13 protein-coding genes, 1 pseudogene and 1 riboswitch are annotated in these 18,036 nt (G+C 68.0%); of the genes and pseudogenes, 5 read left to right on the top strand and 9 right to left on the bottom strand.

Annotation, left to right across the window (positions count from 1 at the left end):
- The 3 genes from AMD30_RS08905 (at position 1) to AMD30_RS08895 (ending at position 4,545) form a co-directional block, all read left to right on the top strand.
- Positions 1–903 carry a hypothetical protein gene (locus tag AMD30_RS08905; protein WP_055475438.1) on the top strand — a complete coding sequence of 301 codons (903 nt, stop codon included), beginning with the start codon at positions 1–3 and terminating at the stop codon, positions 901–903.
- Between the two features lie 73 nt (positions 904–976).
- Positions 977–3,169, top strand: coding sequence for a malate synthase G (locus tag AMD30_RS08900; protein WP_014926982.1), 2,193 nt, complete (start codon positions 977–979; stop codon positions 3,167–3,169).
- A gap of 140 nt (positions 3,170–3,309) precedes the next feature.
- The gene (locus AMD30_RS08895) at positions 3,310–4,545 is read left to right on the top strand and encodes a substrate-binding domain-containing protein (protein ID WP_055475396.1); all 1,236 of its coding nucleotides are present in this window, start codon (positions 3,310–3,312) and stop codon (positions 4,543–4,545) included.
- 91 nt (positions 4,546–4,636) lie between these two features.
- Here AMD30_RS08895 and gcvP read toward each other — a convergent pair whose 3' ends face one another.
- From gcvP to secA2, 8 genes are all read right to left on the bottom strand, one after another.
- Positions 4,637–7,588 carry an aminomethyl-transferring glycine dehydrogenase gene (gene gcvP, locus AMD30_RS08890; RefSeq protein WP_388033297.1) on the bottom strand — a complete coding sequence of 984 codons (2,952 nt, stop codon included), beginning with the start codon at positions 7,586–7,588 and terminating at the stop codon, positions 4,637–4,639.
- 173 nt (positions 7,589–7,761) lie between these two features.
- Positions 7,762–7,865: riboswitch (glycine riboswitch) on the bottom strand.
- A 29-nt stretch (positions 7,866–7,894) separates the two neighbouring features.
- A complete protein-coding gene (locus tag AMD30_RS08885) occupies positions 7,895–8,539 on the bottom strand; it encodes a MerR family transcriptional regulator (RefSeq protein WP_055475395.1) in 645 nt (214 codons plus the stop codon).
- 295 nt (positions 8,540–8,834) lie between these two features.
- Entirely contained in the window at positions 8,835–9,347 is a 513-nt protein-coding gene (locus AMD30_RS08880) for a bifunctional nuclease family protein (RefSeq protein ID WP_055475394.1), read from the bottom strand.
- A 174-nt stretch (positions 9,348–9,521) separates the two neighbouring features.
- Positions 9,522–10,244, bottom strand: coding sequence for a transcriptional regulator FtsR (gene ftsR / locus AMD30_RS08875; protein WP_431840247.1), 723 nt, complete (start codon positions 10,242–10,244; stop codon positions 9,522–9,524).
- A 5-nt stretch (positions 10,245–10,249) separates the two neighbouring features.
- Positions 10,250–10,702: a glycogen accumulation regulator GarA gene (gene garA, locus AMD30_RS08870; protein WP_055475393.1), complete on the bottom strand. Its 453-nt coding sequence runs from the start codon at positions 10,700–10,702 to the stop codon at positions 10,250–10,252.
- A 315-nt stretch (positions 10,703–11,017) separates the two neighbouring features.
- Entirely contained in the window at positions 11,018–11,422 is a 405-nt protein-coding gene (gene gcvH, locus AMD30_RS08865) for a glycine cleavage system protein GcvH (protein ID WP_055475392.1), read from the bottom strand.
- 20 nt (positions 11,423–11,442) lie between these two features.
- Positions 11,443–12,072, bottom strand: a complete 630-nt coding sequence (locus AMD30_RS08860) for a CDP-alcohol phosphatidyltransferase family protein (RefSeq protein ID WP_055475391.1) — start codon at positions 12,070–12,072, stop codon at positions 11,443–11,445.
- Complete coding sequence (gene secA2, locus AMD30_RS08855; RefSeq protein WP_055475390.1) at positions 12,069–14,480, bottom strand: accessory Sec system translocase SecA2; 2,412 nt, start codon at positions 14,478–14,480, stop codon at positions 12,069–12,071. Before secA2 ends, AMD30_RS08860 begins: the two co-directional genes overlap by 4 nt.
- 152 nt (positions 14,481–14,632) lie before the next feature.
- Here secA2 and AMD30_RS08850 point away from each other — a divergent pair, with 152 nt between their 5' ends.
- Positions 14,633–16,180, top strand: coding sequence for a hypothetical protein (locus AMD30_RS08850; protein ID WP_055475389.1), 1,548 nt, complete (start codon positions 14,633–14,635; stop codon positions 16,178–16,180).
- Positions 16,181–16,219: 39 nt separating this feature from the next.
- On the opposite strand, the pseudogene AMD30_RS08845 reads toward AMD30_RS08850, so the two are convergent.
- A pseudogene (locus AMD30_RS08845) lies at positions 16,220–17,454 on the bottom strand (hypothetical protein).
- 164 nt (positions 17,455–17,618) lie between these two features.
- Between AMD30_RS08845 and AMD30_RS08840 the strand changes: the two are divergent.
- A complete protein-coding gene (locus AMD30_RS08840; protein WP_055475388.1) occupies positions 17,619–18,035 on the top strand; it encodes an META domain-containing protein in 417 nt (138 codons plus the stop codon).
- Position 18,036: the final 1 nt, after the last annotated feature.

Genomic DNA, 18,036 nt, shown 5'->3' with positions numbered 1-18,036 from the left:
ATGGCGAGCACGCGACTGACCTCCCCGGGCACGGTTCGCGACGCCACGCTCCTCACCGGCGGAGCGTGGCGATCCCGCCGCGACGCGCATCGTCGGGCGGTCGACGACCTGATCGGCCCCTACCTCGACGCTCGGCGGCGCGGTGCGCGGCATCCGGTGATCGACTTCTTGTTCACCTACTACTCGTCACGCCCGGCGCACGTACTGCGCTGGCATCCCGGCTTCGGCGTGACTCTCGAGGAGGGTGAGGAGTTCCTCGGTCTGCGCGGTTACGAGCAGAACGAGGCCGGCGTGCACGTCGGCGAGTTCTATCTCCGGAGCCGGGCCGACGCGCTCGCAGCGGCCGTCGACATGCTCGGCGCCACCGCCCGGCGGCCCGCCCGGCTGGGGTGTTTCGGCCTGCACGAGTGGGCGATGGTCTATCGCACCGACCACACCCGGCACGACATGCCGTTACGTCTGGGAACGGCCGGGACGGACGCGGTCGTCGAGTCCATGCCGTTGCGGTGCACGCATTTCGACGCCTTCCGGTTCTTCACCGATCCGGCGCGGCCGCACAACGACACCATGCTGACCCGGGCGTCCCAGATCGAGCACGAGCAACCGGGGTGCCTGCACGCGACCATGGACCTCTACCGGTACTGCTTCACTCTCGCGCCGCTCGTGCCGTCGGACCTGACGCTCGACTGCTTCGCGCTCGCCCTGCGGGCACGTGACCTCGACATGCGCGCGAGTCCCTACGATCTCAGCGATCTCGGGTATTCACCGGTCCGAATCGAGACACCCGCGGGCCGCGCCGAGTACGTCCGCGAGCAATCGGCGATCGCCGAACGCGGAGGGACCCTGCGGTCTCGGCTCTTCGACCTGTGTACGGAGCTCGCGGAGCGCGCACACCACTCGTGACGGGAGGCGCCTGCCGCGCGCCGTTACCGACGAGTAGCATGTATGCGTCGTCATTCGCTCGAGAAAGGCTGCCATGTCTGACCGGATCACCGTCAACGGGTTGCAGGTCGCCACCGTCCTGCACGACTTCATCAACAACGAGGCGTTGCCCGGTTCCGGTGTAGATGCGGATGCCTTCTGGGCCGGCGCGGCATCGGTGATCGCCGATCTCGCCCCGCGCAACCGCGAGCTGCTCGCCGTCCGCGACGAACTGCAGACCAAGCTCGACGCCTGGCACCGTGACCACAAAGACGCCGATCTCACCCCCGGCACCGCCGACTTCGACGAGTACACCTCGTACCTCACCGAAATCGGTTACCTCGCCGAGGTCCCGGCCGACTTCCAGATCACCACGTCCAACGTCGACCGCGAGATCGCCGACACCGCAGGTCCGCAGCTCGTGGTCCCGATCCTCAACGCGCGCTTCGCGCTCAACGCCTCGAACGCACGGTGGGGCTCGCTCTACGACGCGCTCTACGGCACCGACGCGATCCCCGAGTCCGACGGAGCCGAGAAGGGTTCGTCCTACAACAAGGTCCGCGGCGACAAGGTCATCGCCTACGCCAAGGACTTCCTCGACAAAGCCGTGCCGCTCGAACAGTGCAGCTACACCGACGTACGTGCGTTCGCGGTCGTCGACGGCGCACTGCAGGTGACGCTCGACGGCGACAAGACCTCGACCCTCGCCGATCCGACCGCGTTCGTCGGATACCGGGGCGATGCCGGCTCGCCGACCTCGATCCTGCTGCGCAACAACGGACTACACCTCGACATCGAGATCGATCCGTCCTCGCCCATCGGCTCCACCGACCCGGCCGGCATCAAGGATGTCGTCGTCGAGTCCGCCATCACCACGATCATGGACTTCGAGGACTCGGTCGCCGCGGTCGACGCCGAGGACAAGGTGATCGGTTACCGCAACTGGCTGGGCCTCAACAAGGGCGATCTCGCCGAAGAGGTCTCCAAGGGCGGCAAGACCTTCACCCGTGTGCTCAACGGCGACCGCGAGTACACCGCCCCGGACGGCACCACGTTCGATCTGCACGGTCGGTCGCTGCTCTTCGTCCGCAACGTCGGACATCTGATGACCAACGACGCCATCCTCGACGCCGACGGCAACGAGGTCCCCGAAGGCATCCTCGACGGCCTGATCACCTCGCTGATCGGCATCCACGGAATGAGCGACCAGGGACTGCAGAACTCGCGGAGCGGTTCGGTCTACATCGTGAAGCCGAAGATGCACGGTCCCGATGAGGTCGCCTTCACCGTCGAGCTGTTCGGCCGCGTGGAGAAGGTCCTCGGCCTGCCGGAGAACACCCTCAAGGTCGGCATCATGGACGAGGAGCGCCGCACGACGGTGAACCTCAAGGCGTGCATCAAGGCCGCCCAGGAGCGCGTCGTGTTCATCAACACCGGCTTCCTCGACCGCACCGGCGACGAGATCCACACCTCCATGGAGGCCGGGCCGATGGTCCGCAAGGCCGAGATGAAGCAGCAGACCTGGATCGGTGCGTACGAGAACTTCAACGTCGACACGGGCCTGCACGCCGGCCTGCAGCACAAGGCACAGATCGGCAAGGGCATGTGGGCCATGCCCGACCTGATGGCCGACATGCTCGAGCAGAAGATCGGGCATCCGAAGGCCGGCGCCACCACCGCGTGGGTGCCGTCGCCGACGGCCGCGACGCTGCATGCGCTGCACTACCACCTCGTCGACGTCTTCGAGCGCCAGGACGAGATCGCCAAGCGCGATCCCGCCCGGGTCGAGGACGTCCTCACCATCCCGCTCGCGCCGAAGACCGACTGGTCCGACGAGGAGAAGCAGCAGGAACTCGACAACAACTGCCAGTCCATCCTCGGCTACGTGGTGCGCTGGATCGACCAGGGTGTCGGCTGTTCCAAGGTGCCCGACATCCACGACGTCGCGCTCATGGAAGACCGTGCGACCCTGCGGATCTCGAGCCAGCTGCTGGCGAACTGGCTGCGTCACGGCATCGTCGGCGAGTCCGACATCGTGGCCTCGCTCGAGCGGATGGCCCCCGTGGTCGACCGTCAGAACGCCGGCGACCCGACCTACCGTCCGCTGGCGCCGGACTTCGACTCCAACATCGCCTTCCAGGCGGCCAAGGAACTGATCCTCGAGGGCACGACGCAGCCGAGCGGCTACACCGAGCCGATCCTGCACCGGCGGCGCCGCGAGTACAAGGCGGCCAACCCGGCGGGTTGAGCGACCGCGTTCCGACATAGGCGATACGACCGTGCCGATCCACCGCGGATCGGCACGGCGTATCGTCGTACCCTGCACTGCGCACCGGCTCGCCACGGCCGACCGGGCGAGGGACGCACCGAGCAGGGAGGGCATCGGCGTTGGCACATCACCGGAGTAGCGGCGGGGAGAGCATCCGAAGCCGCGGCGTGAGCCGAGGTGTCGTCGCCACACTCTTGTCGATCCTGCTCGTCGCGGCCGTGGTCGTCACCTGGCAGGACCTCGGCGATCAGATCGATCGCCAGGCCGAGGAGGCCGCCGCGCAGTGCGTCGAGGGTCGTGAGTCGGTACCGATCGTCGCCGATCCCGACATCGCGCCGGGACTGGCGGCCGTCGCCCGCAACTTCGGCGAGACGAGCCCCGTCGTGCGCGACAAATGCGTCAGCGTCGACGTCCGGCCGGGCGACGCGAAGATCACCCTCGACGGTCTGTCGGGGTCGTGGGACACCGAGTCGATGGGCGCGTACCCGGCCGCCTGGGTGCCGCAGTCGTCGGTGTGGTCGGCAGATCTGGCGGCGGCGAAACCCGATGCGATCGAGGGCAACACCCGATCACTGGTCTCGACGCCGGTCGTGCTGGCGGTGTCCCCTGAGCTCAACAGCTCCCTGGCCGGCCGCCTCGACTGGTCACAGATCCCCACCCTGCAGCGCCGCGACAACTCACTCGCCGACTTCGGACTCCAGGGTTGGGGATCGTTGCGCATGGCGATGCCGATCGGCGCACAATCCGACGCCAGCGCGCTGGCCGCCCAGGCGGTCGCGACACGCGTCACCCGGACCACCGGACCGCTGACCACCGCCGACGCCGAGTCGCCGCGGGTCAGTTCCAGTGTCCGCGCCATGCTGGAGGGCGCGCCGCTCTCCCCGGACGGGACACCCCAGGGCGCGGCAACGGCCATCGCCGACGCACCGGACGCGGCCCGAGCGGAGATCCACGTCGTGCCCATCACCGAACAACGCCTGTTCCAGATGACCCGCGAGGACGACCGCGCACGCCTGGCCGAACTCATCCCGTCGGGTCCGACGCCGATCGCCGACTACCCCGTCATCCGGATGTCGGGTCCCGAGGTCTCCGAGTCGGCAGCCGATGCCGTCGCCGAGTTCATCCAGTTCGCCTCGGAGCCCGAGCAGTTGCAGTTGCTGACCGAGCTCGGTTTCCGCGGCGACGCCCCGATGCCCTCCCCGACCCCGACCGTGACGTTCCCGCGCACGCCCGATCCGATGGCGACACCCGAGAACGGCGCGATCGTCGCCATCAACCGGCTCGTCTACGGGCCGGCCAGCGTTCCGGCGAGCTCCACGCCGCCCTCGGTGCCGTCGGGAAGCGCGGGGGGTTAGAGCTCGCGAGGACGGGTCGTTTCGACACGGTTCGTCGCTGCGCTCCTCACCTGCTCAACGAACAGGTGAGGAGCTTAAGACGATGAAGAAGTCAGCTGCTGTAGGCCTCGATCGGCGGGCAGCTGCACACCAGGTTGCGGTCGCCGTACACCCCGTCGATCCGCCGGACGGCCGGCCACACCTTCGCCCGGCCACCTGCGGACGGCAGTCCCTGCGGGTAGACGGCGACTTCCCGCGAGTACGGGTGGTCCCACTCGCCGACGAGCGACTCGGCCGTGTGCGGGGCGCCGCGGAGCGGATTGTCCTCGGCGGGCCACTCCCCTCGTCCGACGAGTTCGATCTCGCCGCGGATGGCGATCATCGCATCGCAGAACGCGTCGATCTCGTCGAGGTTCTCGCTCTCGGTGGGCTCGACCATCAGCGTGCCGGCCACCGGGAAACTCATGGTCGGTGCGTGAAAACCGTAGTCGGCGAGTCGTTTTGCCACGTCGTCGACGGTGACGCCGGTGGCCTTGGTGATGGCCCGGAGGTCGAGGATGCACTCGTGGGCGACGAAGCCGTCCTCGCCGGTGTAGAGCACCGGATAGTGCTCACCGAGCCGCTTGGCGACATAGTTGGCGGCGGTGATCGCCGTGAGCGTCGCCCGCCGGAGACCGTCCGCGCCCATCATCGCGATGTAGGCATAGGTGATCGGCAGGATCGCCGCCGAGCCATACGGGGCCGCGGCGATCGTGGCCGACCCGGGCAGCTCGTCGGCGAGCGGGTGTCCGGGGAGGAACGGGGCCAGATGCTCCCGGACCGCGACGGGTCCGACGCCGGGCCCGCCGCCGCCGTGCGGGATGCAGAACGTCTTGTGCAGGTTGAGATGGCTGACGTCACCGCCGAAATGACCCGGCCGTGCGACACCGACGAGCGCGTTGAGGTTGGCGCCGTCCACGTAGACCTGGCCGCCGGCGTCGTGCACGGCGCCGCAGACGTCGCGGACGTCGTGCTCGAAGACGCCGTGCGTCGACGGGTACGTGATCATGATCGCCGCGACCCGGCCTTCGTTCGCCGCGATCTTGGCGCGCAGATCGTCGAGGTCGACGTCGCCGTTCTCGCGGCACCCGACCACCACGACGCGCATCCCGGCCATCACCGCCGACGCGGCATTCGTGCCGTGGGCGCTCGACGGGATGAGGCAGACATCCCGGTCGACGTCACCGCGGCTGAGGTGGTATCCGCGGATCGCGAGCAGTCCCGCGAACTCCCCCTGTGAACCCGCGTTGGGCTGGAGGCTGACGCGGTCGTAACCGGTGACCGCCACGAGCCAGCCCTCGAGCGTGGTGATCAGCTCGCGGATGCCCGCGGTGTCGTCGACCGGGGCGAAGGGGTGCAGCTGGGCGAAGCCGGGCCACGTGATGGGTTCCATCTCGGTGGTGGCGTTGAGTTTCATCGTGCACGACCCGAGCGGGATCATGCTGCGGTCGAGCGCGATGTCCTTGTCCGACAGGGCCCGCAGGTAGCGCAGCATCGCGGTCTCGGTGCGGTACCGGTTGAACGCCGGATGGGTCAGGTACTCGCTGGTGCGATTCTCGATCGGCTGCGCGAGTGCCCGCGGGGTGACGCCGGCGACGTCGAAGGCCCGCAGGACGGCATCGATGTCGGCGTCGGTCGTCGTCTCGTCACAGGCGATGCCGATGGTGTCGGCGTCGACGCGTCGCAGGTTGATCCCGTCGTGGCGGGCGCGGGCGAGGATCGTGTCGGCCTGACCGGGTGCGTGCACCTCGACGGTGTCGAAGAAGTTCGCGTGCGCCACCGAGAACCCGCCCGCGGCGATCGAGTCGGCGATCCGGGCCGCTGCGTCGTGGGTGCGTCGTGCGATGGCTCGCAGGCCGTCCGCCCCGTGGTACGAGGCGTACATGGCGGCCATCACCGCCAGCAGCACTTGCGCGGTGCAGATGTTGCTCGTGGCCTTCTCCCGGCGGATGTGCTGTTCGCGGGTCTGCAGCGCGAGCCGGTAGGCCAGGTTGCCGTCGGCATCCTTGGAGATACCGACGAGCCGCCCGGGAAGCTGTCGGGCGTGCATCGACCCGACGGCGAGGTAACCCGCGTGCGGTCCGCCGAAGCCCATCGGCACACCGAAGCGTTGCGTCGTGCCGAAGCAGACGTCGGCTCCCTGCTCGCCGGGCGGCGTGACCAGTGTCATCGCCAGGAGATCGGCACCGGCCGCGACGAGAGCGCCGCGCTCGTGCGCGGCGTCGACGATCGCGGTGGCGTCGACGATGCGACCCGATGCGCCGGGCACCTGGAGGATCACGCCGAAGAAGTCGCCGTCCGGCAGTCCGCATCCGGGCAGATCGGGGTGCAACGAGGCCTCGACGACCTCGATGCCCAGGGGCTCGGCGCGCGTGTCGAGGACGGCACGCGTCTGCGGGAACAGGTCCGCGTCGACGATCACGCGGTTCGACTTCGACTTGCCCGCGCGACGCATCAGCGTCATCGCCTCGGCGGCCGCGGTGGCCTCGTCGAGCATGGAGGCATTGGCCACCTCCATGCCGGTGAGGTCGGCGACCATGGTCTGGAAGTTCAGCAGCGCCTCGAGACGTCCCTGGCTGATCTCGGGCTGATATGGCGTGTACGCGGTGTACCAGGCGGGGTTCTCCAGCACGTTGCGCAGGATGACGCCGGGCGTGTGGGTTCCGTAGTAGCCGAGCCCGATCATCGACCGGGCCACGGTGTTACGGGCTGCGAGGTCACCGAGTTGTGCGAGGACCGCACTCTCGCTCAGCGGTGCGGGCAGCGCCCCCAGGACGTCGGAATCGAGTTCGTCGGCGATGACTGCGGGTATGACACGGTGCGCCAGATCATCGAGGGAAGCCGCGCCGATCGCCTCGAGCATCCGGCGGGTCTCGTCGGCGTCCGGACCGACATGACGGTCGACGAAGGCGGCCGACAGATGGGGAGCGGCCGGAGTGGGATCCGGGCCGGAACCTTCTGGGCCGGATCCTTCTGGGCTGGATCCTTCTGGGGCGTCGGACGGGGTCGCTTCAGTGGTGGACACGGTGGCGGGCAACCTCTCGCAGGCGCCGGTACACGGACCGGCTGCTGACCCTCCCCCTCTGTCATGTCTTCGGCCACAGCCGATGTGACGCCTGAGAGATTCGGCGCCGCGCAACTCTGCGCGATCGCCTTTCACCGTGGGCGGACGACGGATCGTCACTTTCCAGAGACGTCGTCACCACCGCGGTCCTGGGTGCCTGAGAGTTTGACGGAGAGGTGTTGCTCCTTCGGCGGCCGCCGGCGATGAGTATCCGACGGCGCTCTCCCGCAGCGTAGCGACGCGGGGCCAGTCTACGCGGAGTCTCGACTACCCGGTGCGACGGGCGCGGTTCTTGCGCCGCGCGGCCAGTTCGTCCTCGGGTGCGGTCTCACTGACACCGCCGTCGGCCCGCTCGCCGGGGAAGTCGGCGATGGTGCCGGTGAGTTCGCGCATCGCGCCGCTGACGGCGATGCCGAACACGCCCTGCCCGCCTTGCAGGAGGTCGACGACCTCCTCGGCCGAGGTGCACTCGTACACGGTCGTACCGTCCGAGAACAGGGTGATCTTCGCGAGGTCCTCGACACCGCGCTGACGGAGGTGGTCGACGGCGACGCGGATGTTCTGCAGGGAGATCCCGGTGTCGAGCAGACGCTTGACGATCTTGAGGACGAGGATGTCCTTGAACGAGTACAGGCGCTGGCTTCCGGAACCCGCCGCTCCGCGGATCGACGGGACGACCAGCGATGTGCGGGCCCAGTAGTCGAGCTGGCGGTAGGTGATCCCGGCGATCTGGCACGCACTCGGCACGCGGTAACCGACGAGTTCGTCGGGCACGGTGTCGTCCGGGAACAGACCTGGGGCGATCTCGCCGAGGCTGCCCTGGGTCGGGACGGCGTCTGGACGCTCGCCCACCGGACGATCGGGTGACTGGTCGCTCGACGTCGTTTCGCTGTCGACCGGACGATCGCCCACTTCTGACTCCCTCGCAAAGCTCGGATCGGACGCCGCACCACGGTGCCTGACGTCCACGTCCACAGTACGCGGTCCAGGCTGTTTCCGGTCGGCCGATCATCTTCATCGGCCCGTGTCCGGTGCTCGATGTCGCTGATGACGCTATGCGGCGGAGGACGGTGGATCAACGCGACTCGCCACGACACTCAACCTCAACTTGAGATCAAGACAAATGGTGATCGGGCGGTGTCGATTCCGTGATCTGAGTTTCGGTTCCGGTCGGCGAACACGTTCCTCGACGGATTCCACGAACCGGTCAGGCGCCGCTTGCCTTGAAGTCGTCCGGGGACACGTTGTCGAGGAACTCCTTGAACTTCTCGACCTCGTCCTCTTTGACCTCTTCGGGCTGCACCTCGGCGGACTCGTCGGAATCCTCGTCCGGGATCAGCAACCCCGCCTCGGCGAGAACCTCTTCGTCGGCGATGATCGGCACCTCGGCACGCATCGCGACCGCGATCGAATCCGACGGCCGCGCCGACACCCGCAGATCGCCGGTGAAGATCATCTCGGCGTAGAAGGTGCCCTCCTGCATGTCGACGATCCGGACCTCGACGAGGGTCTGCCCGAACTCCTTGATGAGGTTCACGATCAAATCGTGGGTCAACGGACGAGGAGGCTCGATCCCCTTCTGCCGCAGCGCAATCGACGCAGCTTCACTCTGCCCGATCCAGATCGGCAGGTAGCGTTCGCCCTCGACCTCGCGCAGCAACAACACCGGCTGACTCTGCGGGGGTTCGACCCTGATGCCCACCACACGCATCTCGCTCATCTCGCACCTCCCAGACGCCTTGTACGGCGCTCGATTCAGTGACCTCGACGCTACACCGACTGAGCGGACAGCGGCGGCCGACTCGCGGCGCCCCAGCGGATCCCCTCAGCGGATGCCCTCGACGGATCGTCGCTGTTCAGTCCGGTGCGGCGGTCGCACGCGCGCACGGCGATCTCAGTCCAGCGCACCCTTGACGGCCGCCTTGACCAACTGCGTGTGCAGCGTCACCGACAAGGCCGCGATCTCGCGCACGAGTTCCTCGGCACGGTCGCGCGCACCGGTGCCCTTGCCCTTGGCGATCGGGTTGGCGATCTGGGCGACGAGGCCCGCCTCGCGATCCGCGGACACCTTGAATGCCCGGAGATGACGCGTCTCCAGGCCGTAGCTGGCCAGGGCCGCAGCCGCCTCGACGAGCCGTACGGCGTCCTCGTCGAAGAACCCGGCGGGCCCGGCGGTCAACAGGCCGTTGCGCTGGAGTTCGGTGACGAACGCCGAATCCACCCCGGTGCGTTCGATCAGCGACTCCCGGGAGACGCGTCCGGCGCGCGCACCGAAGTCGGTGGCCGGCGCCACGGTCCCGCGGGCCGCGGACAGCACGCGCGTTCCGCCGGGACCGAAACCGCCGTTGCCGTTGTCGATCGCGTCGAGCTGTTCCTTGATCACCTTCAGCGGGAGATACCGGTCCCGCTGCGCGGTCAGCACGAACCGCAGCCGTTCGCAGTCGGCCTGACTGAACCGCCGATACCCCGACGGAGCCCGCTCCGGGGTCACCAGACCCTCCGACTCCAAGAATCGGATCTTCGAGATCGTGATGTCCGGGAAGTCATCACGCAATTGGGCGAGAACCGTGCCGATCGACATCGATCCTTCGCCGCGGGGGGCCGTGGACGCCGTCACGGGTGTCAGGCGTCTGCTTCGTCGCGGGGACCGCTGAGGAACACCAGACGGAACTTGCCGATCTGAACCTCGTCGCCATTGCTCAGCGACGCGGTGTCGACCGGCTCGCGGTTGACGTACGTGCCGTTGAGGCTGCCCACGTCGACGACCTGAAAGTCGTTGTCGCCGAGACGGAACTCGGCGTGACGACGGCTGACGGTCACGTCGTCGAGGAAGATGTCGCTGTCGGGGTGCCGGCCGGCCGAGGTCGTCGGCTGATCGAGGAGGAACCGCGACCCCGCATTGGGTCCTCGCTTCACGACAAGCAGCGCGGTCCCGGGAGCGAGTCGTTCGACCCCCGTGTCGGCCGGCTCACTCGAGGTGCTGGTCCCGGCATCGAGTTCATTGATGAACTCCTCCCGGAACACCGATGTGGTCTCCACCGGCGCCTCGAAGTCCCTGTCGTTTTCGCTCACCACTTCTCCTTCGTCGTCGTCAGTGCCGACCGCACAGTCGCCAACCTCGTTCTCGGAACCGCCGGCATCGCCTGGGACGGTGCCCGTCGGCTCTCGCCACGATGGCCGGTCGAATCTACATGACTTGTGCGGCCGGGTAGTTCTCGGCGCGAGATCGTGAGCATCGGTGTCACGTCGCGCCTCGTTCCCACTGCCGTAACCGTACCGGTCCTGCCGATCCCACCGGCGCGCGAGTCGACTCCGGCATCGACGATCATATCGTTCCGGAGGCGATCAGCCGGGTCGATCGGGGCACCGGCCGTTCACGGCCGGGAGAACTCACCCCTCGATGACGGCGCGGTACCCCGCGGCGTCGAGTACCTCACCCAGGTGTTCGTCGAGGGTCGCCTCGTCTGCCGCCTCGATCTCGACCAGCCACCCCTCGCCGTACGGGTCCGAATTGACCAGTTCCGGCGAGGCGTCGAGGGCGTCGTTCACCGCCGACACCGTGCCTGCGAGCGGCCCGAAGATGTCCGAGACGCTCTTCGTCGACTCGACCTCGGCGAACGACTCGCCGACGGTCACCTCCGCACCGCTCTCGGGTAGCTGGACGAACACCACGTCGCCGAGAGCGTCCTGGGCGTAGTCGGTGATCCCGACGCGCACCGTCGTCGGCCCGAGTCGCTCGATCCACTCGTGCTCCGCGGTGTAGCGCAAGGTCTCTGGCACTTTGCTGTCGGTCACGCGAACCCCTTTCGTCCTCGTCAGACTCTACTGTCTGCCGAGTCGCCTGCCGGGTGACGCGGCGGCATGAGCCGCATCACCAGGATCGTCTGATACCAGTACAGGACGAAGGACCACAGATACAGTCCGACGCCCCAGATCATGAAAGCCCAGCCGATCGGGTACGCGATGGTCCCCACGATCGAATCGAGCTGTCCGGCAAGAAGCCACGGGAATGCGCTCATCAGCGCGAAGGTCCCCGCCTTGCCGATGTAGAGCACCGGGAGCGCCAGCACGCCCCGCGATCGCAACAGTGGAGCGGACGCGAACAGCAGGACGTCGCGCGCGATGATCACACCGATCAGCCACCACGGCAGGAACTCCCGGATGCCGAACGCGATCGGGATGATCACGATGTAGAGCCGGTCGGCGGCCGGGTCGAGCAGCGCACCGATCTTCGACGACTGGTCGAGGAGTCGCGCAATCTTGCCGTCGGCCCAATCGGAGAAGCCCGAGAACATGAGGACGGCGAAGGCCCAGCCGTCCGCCTTCTCGACGAGGAGCAGCCACACGAACACCGGGATGAGTGCGAGCCGAAGCACGCTCAGCGCGTTCGGGACCGTGACGATCCGGTCCGGAGCCGGCGTGGTCGCCGCCTCCGGCTCGGTCACCGGAAGATCCCGATGATGCCCTGCAAGGTTTTCGCTCCGCCCGAGGAGAACAGGTTGTCGTGGACCATGTAGGTCCAGGTGGTCGTCGACCGGTGCAGATCCGCCGATCCGAGGTCGACGCCGTCGGGGGTGATGTCGGCCTCCCGGAACGTCTCGCGCGCCTTCGCGAGGGCCGTGCCGGGCAGATCGGCGAACTCGGCGAGGATCAGCCGGTGGAACTCGTCCAGCGGGCTCTCCTTGCCCAGCGACCGGAGGTGGATGCTGGCGCGGACGTCGGAGACGAAGGCGAGATGGTCGGCCCAGGCGCGGTCGAGATGGTAGAGCACGATCTCGCGCGCGGCCTGTGACAGCACCTCGCGAGGCACGGGCGCGACGGCGGGGGTGGCCTCGTGATCGGTCGCGGCCTTCTCGGCGTCGGCCGTCTCGGCGTCGGCCTTGTCGGCGTCGGCCTCATCGGTGGTGGTCTCCACCGTCGTCGTGTTCCCGGTCAACTGCGCGTAGCGGTCCGGTTCCAGATCCGCGAGCTCTTCGAGCGCGGCGTCGGTGGTCAGGATCTGCATACGACGTTCGACGATGATGTCCCGCTGCTGATTGACCAGCTTGTTGTAACGCCAGGTGTTCGCGTGGAGTTCGAGCATCACGCCCTCGGCAATCCGCTGGGCCTGCTCGATGAGGTCGACGCCCTTGCTGCCCATCGAACCGTCTTCGTTGGGCGACACGGGATCTCGCTTGAACGCGAGGTTCTTGGTGACGACCGGGTCCTCGAGGCTGGAGAAGAACACCGACGTACCGGGATCGCCCTGACGCCCCGCGCGTCCGCGCAGCTGACTGTCGAGACGTTCGGTGTCGTGGCGGCCCGTGCCGACGACGCACAACCCGCCGAGTTCGATGACCTCGTCGTGGGCGTCCGCGTCGTCCTTCGAGCCGCCCAGGCGGATGTCGGTGCCCCGTCCGGCCATCTGGGTGGACACGGTGACGGCGTCCCGGGCGCCGGCCTCGGCGATGATCTTCGCCTCTTCGGCGTCGTTCTTCGCGTTGAGCACGACCGACGACACCCCGGCCTTGTCGAGGAAGTACGCGAGTTCCTCGGACTCGGCCACGTCGTGGGTACCGATGAGGACGGGTTGTCCGGTCTCGTGAATCTCCTTGACGTAGGCGACGATCGCCTCGACCTTGTTGGCCTTGGTGTCGTAGACCCGGTCGGGCAGGTCGGTCCGGACGTTGGGGGTGTTCGGCGGGATCTGCGAGACGCGCAGTTCGTAGAACTGGCGGAACTGCTCGCCGGCGGCGAGCGCGGTGCCGGTCATGCCGCAGACCTTCGGGTAGCGGCCGATCAGGGCCTGCACCGTGATGGTGTCGATGACCTCACCCGAATCGGTCTGCGCCAGCCCTTCCTTGAGCTCGACCGCGGCCTGGACCCCGTCGGGCCAGCGCTGGAGCTGCGCGACGCGGCCGCGCGAGGCGTTGATGAGGTGCACGCCGCCGTCGCGGACGATGTAGTGGATGTCGCGTTCGAGCAGATAGTGGGCGTGCATGGCGATGCTGACGTGTACGAGCGTCGTGCCGACGTGTTCCTCGCTGTAGAGATCGATGCCGCCGAGTTCTTCCTCGACGAACACCGCACCCTCGTCGGTCAGGGTGACGTTGCGGCCCTCCGCGTCGACCTCGTAGTGCTTGTTCTTCATCCGCGACACGACGTCGTGGATCGCCGCGTCCGGCACCTCGGTCTCGGTCGAACCGGCGAGCACCAGCGGCACGAGCGCCTCGTCGACGAGCACCGAATCCGCCTCGTCGATGATGGCCACGTCGGGTGTCGGTGAGACGAGGTCCGCTTCGGACAGGGCGAGCTGATCACGCAGGACGTCGAAGCCGATCTCGTTGACCGACCCGTAGGTGACGTCCCCGGTGTAGGCGCGTCGCCGTTCCTCGCGGCTCGAGTTCTCCGAGACCGCGTGGACGGTGATGCCGAAGGCGTCGAACAGCGGCTTCATCCACTCCGCGTCGCGGGTCGCCAGATAGTCGTTGACCGAGATCACGTGGACCTGATGTCCCTGCAGCACATGGCCGATCGCGGCGATGGCGCCGGCGAGCGTCTTACCCTCACCGGTGGCCATCTCGACGATGTCGCCCTCCAGGAGTCGGAGGGCGCCCTGCAACTGGACATCGAAGGGCCGCAGGTCGATGGTGCGGTCGGCGGCTTCCCGGACCAGGGCGAGGAACTTCGCGCGGTCCGCGGGCTTCTCGGCGATGTCGAGTTTCTCGGCCTCCGCGCCGAACGCGTCGTCGGCGAGTTCGGCGGCCCAGTCGGTGTGGGCTTCGGCGTCCTTGATCACACCCAACGACTTCGACTGGTTGCGAGTCGACTGGGCGCCCAGAAGGCGCCACATGCTGTTGCTCAGCTTTCCCACCGAAACATTTCTCCTGATCGTTCCCGGTTCCGTCGCGACCCACCCCCTCCGGGCGGTCAGGTCAGCAACAACGGTACGCGGCCGCTGGTCGACCGAGGACGCCGACATTATGATCAGTCCACCCGATTCGGCTCGAGGACTAAGGACGGCCCATGACCAGGACTCGCCGGACCAGGGTTCGACTCCGTCTCCTGCGCGCGACGATCGCCGGGTTGCTCATCGCGGTCGGGGTAGGCCTCGGTGCATTCAACGACTGGTGGGTCGCGCTGTTCTTCGGGATCCCCCTGGTCTTCGCCGGCATCGCGGTCAGTCCCCGCGCTTCCCGGGTGTCGGAACTGCCGGAGTTCCGGCGCGCGACGTCGCCGGACGCCCCGCAGGTGGAGGTCGAGGCGCTCACCCGCAGCAGCCTCACCGCCGACGACTCGCAACCGACCATGGTCACCGCGACGATCAACCCACCGAACGACACCGCGTACCGGGCGCGCTGGATCACCTCGATGACCAAGGGGAATTTCCAGTCGCTGACCGACACCCCGTTCACGACACTGCCGCCGGACTCACTGCCGCCGCGCGATCAGACCGACACCCCCGAGTTCGACGACCAGCCCGGGCGCTGGGCTCTCGCCTACCCGGTGGTGACCCTGCTCGTGGCCGGCGCACTGCTGTTCGGCGTCGCCGGCGGTTGGCACGTGGAGGGACCCTCGCTGTCGGGTTTCGACTCCGCCCTCGATTCCGGCGACGACTCGTCCACCGAAGAGGAAGCGGCGAGCCTCGCCGACCGGCACCGTCGGATGCTGGAGGCGATCGTCGAATACGAAGGGCCGGAGGCGACGCGCAACGTGCTGGCGCTGAGGTATCAGATCGACTCCTCGTCGGATCAGGCGATCGTCCTCGACCCGGCAACCGGACGCGCGACGAGCGTCCTCGTCGGGGACGGGTACTCGAATTCCTCGGCGGTGCCGAACACCGACCGGGCGAACAAGACCTTCGACGCCACGACAATCGACCCGAACGTGCTCGGCTCGGTCACCGAACCGATGGTTGCGGCCGTCCGTCCGTACTCCACCGAACCCGAACTCGAACGAATCGCGATCGAGCGCGGCGCACCGGACGCGCCGGTGCTCATCACCGGGACGATCGAACCCGGCGAGGGCGTCTTCGAGGACTACTCCGTCCAGGCGACACCCGACGGCACCGTCGCCGAGTTCTTCGACCCTGCTGACTTCCAGAAGTCCTTCGAACTGGCCCGGCGTGAACTGGCCGCGGCACGCGTCCCGCTGAACGCACCCGTCATCGAGGAGTTCATCATCCAGGGCATCGCCGACGGCGTTTCTCCGGTGACGGCGAGCGTCATCCAGAACTCGGGCGGCGTTCTGGTCCGCTACCGGATCGCCGACCGTGGCGGCGAGATTGCCGTCGCCCCAGGCTATTTCCCTTCATCGAGCATCTCGGCGGGCCGGTATCGAGCCGACGGTTTCCGCTTCGACAGCATCTCCGCGGAGGTCTTCGATCGGGTGCGTGCCGACCTGATGACACGCGCGTCGGTCCCCGAGTACGACCGCGACGCAGTGGGCGTGGAGGTCGAACTCGACCGCATCAGCGACACTCAGGAGTTCGTGATCCGGATGGAGATCGCCAATACCGACGGCGCCGAGGGTTTGTACACCCTGGACGGACGTTTCATCAAGGAAGGCCGGTAACCGGACGGCTCCCCTGGCCGGGGCCTTTACCGCCTCACCTCACACCTTCGGCGTACCCGCCTCGAGCGCTCTCCGGGTGACGGCCTGCAGTTCGGCCACCGCCGCCTCGGGCGGGTGGAGCACACCGCGGTCGGTCATGGTGCTGACGATGTCGCGGACCCGGCCGTAGTAGGTGGCCTGCTCGGCAGGCGTGGTGCTGGCCGCGGCGTGGTTGTAGAGCTTGAGCGCGGTGTCGAGGTCGTCCTGATCGCCCTGCTCCAGGTAGGACGCCCCCACCCGTCGGCCGTTCTTCTCGCAGGCGATCCAGGCCCGCCGCAGTCGGGCGACCGACTGCTGGTAGGCGTCGGCGCGCGAGCGGTTGCCCGGGTAGTCGTCGGTCCGCAGGGCCATCGCCTCGTCGAGCGCGAGATGGAAGGTCTGCGTCTGGTCGACGGTCACGTCGGTCACGGCCGGGTACCGGAGCAGCATGGCGGGATCGAGTTCGTAACTTCCGTAGGCGCCGAGAACTTCGTCGTGGCGACGCGCTGCCTCCTCCCACAGTCGTTGCGCCGCTTCGTCGGAACCCGCGTCGACGATCCGCGGTCCGCTCGTCGAGGGCCGGGTCAGATCGACGGGCTCGTCCGGCGGAGCACTTGCCGCGGCGGCCCGCGGCTGCTGCCCGGCCGACGTCGCGGTCTTCTTCCTGGTGGCAATGCGTTCGGGCGCGTGCCGCCGGAGACGGGCCAGGACCTCCGCCACCGCCGGGTCCCCTTCCACGACGGCGACCCGCCAGAAGTGCGTCTCCGGCGCGGTGTCGGGGTCGTCGTCGCGGTCACGCGGGGTCCGGTCGGCGGGGACCGGCTTTCCGTCCCGGGTCGCGAAGGTCAGTTTGAGGTACTTCTGCCCGATCACCGTGAGATGTCGAGCACGCTCGCCGGTCATGTCCGAGGTGGCGTCCGCCGGCCCGCCCACCGCGACCGTGACCAGTGAGGAGAGCGGATAGCTGACCAGTGTGCGGTCCTCGTTCCCGAAGTAGACCGTGTCCTCGTCGACGGTCAGCAGGACAGCGCCTCGTTCGCCGAGCCGCCCGAATGCCGCCCCGAGCAGGGAGGCCACGATTGCCGCGCCGACAACCGCCGAGGTGACCAGACCGCCGAGGTGACCAGACCGCGGACCCCGGCGACGTTGAGGGCCACGAGGGCGACCATCCCGGCGACCATGAGGACCCATGCGGCTGTGGCCGAACGATGATGGCGACCGGTCAGGTACTCGGTTCGACACGTCACCGGGACCATGGAGCGCCCACATTCGTCATATCCATACCCCTGTCCGGTCGGCTACCGTTGTGCACGTGAGCTCCGGCGAACGCCGTCATCCGGCGCAGAGACGTCAACCCGTACCGGGACGTCGATCCGCGCACGACCGTCACCCAGCCCGCGAACACCGCATCAGCTTACGCATGGCGTTGCTGCTCAGCGCGGTGATCGTAGCGCTCGGTACGACGATCGTCGGAGCCGGTTCCGCGTCCGCGGCTCCCCCGGCCCCCGGCTTCGTCGGCAAGACCTACACCTCGACTGCGGTGACCGGAGAGCAGATCCCCGGCGGCGGACCGCTGGAGGTCAGTTTTCCCGCCGCCAACCGGATCGCCCTGTCGGCCGGCTGCAACCGACACATCGGCGACCTCCGCGTCGACAACTCACTGCTGCGCCTGGGCTCCCTCGCCTCGACGATGATGGCCTGCCCCGGGCCGCGCGCCGGCGCCGACACCTGGGTCACCGAGTTCACGAAGGAACCGCTGACCTGGTATTCCGTCGGCCACGCCCTGGTCCTCGTCGGACCGGCGGCTCAGGTCCTGCTCACGGAGAAGGCGTCGTGAA

It is taken from the genome of Gordonia sp. HS-NH1, from assembly GCF_001418765.1.
Taxonomy (GTDB): Bacteria; Actinomycetota; Actinomycetes; order Mycobacteriales; family Mycobacteriaceae; genus Gordonia.
Note: the sequence above shows the minus strand (reverse complement) of the source record. Positions and strands in the feature narration are given on the sequence as shown.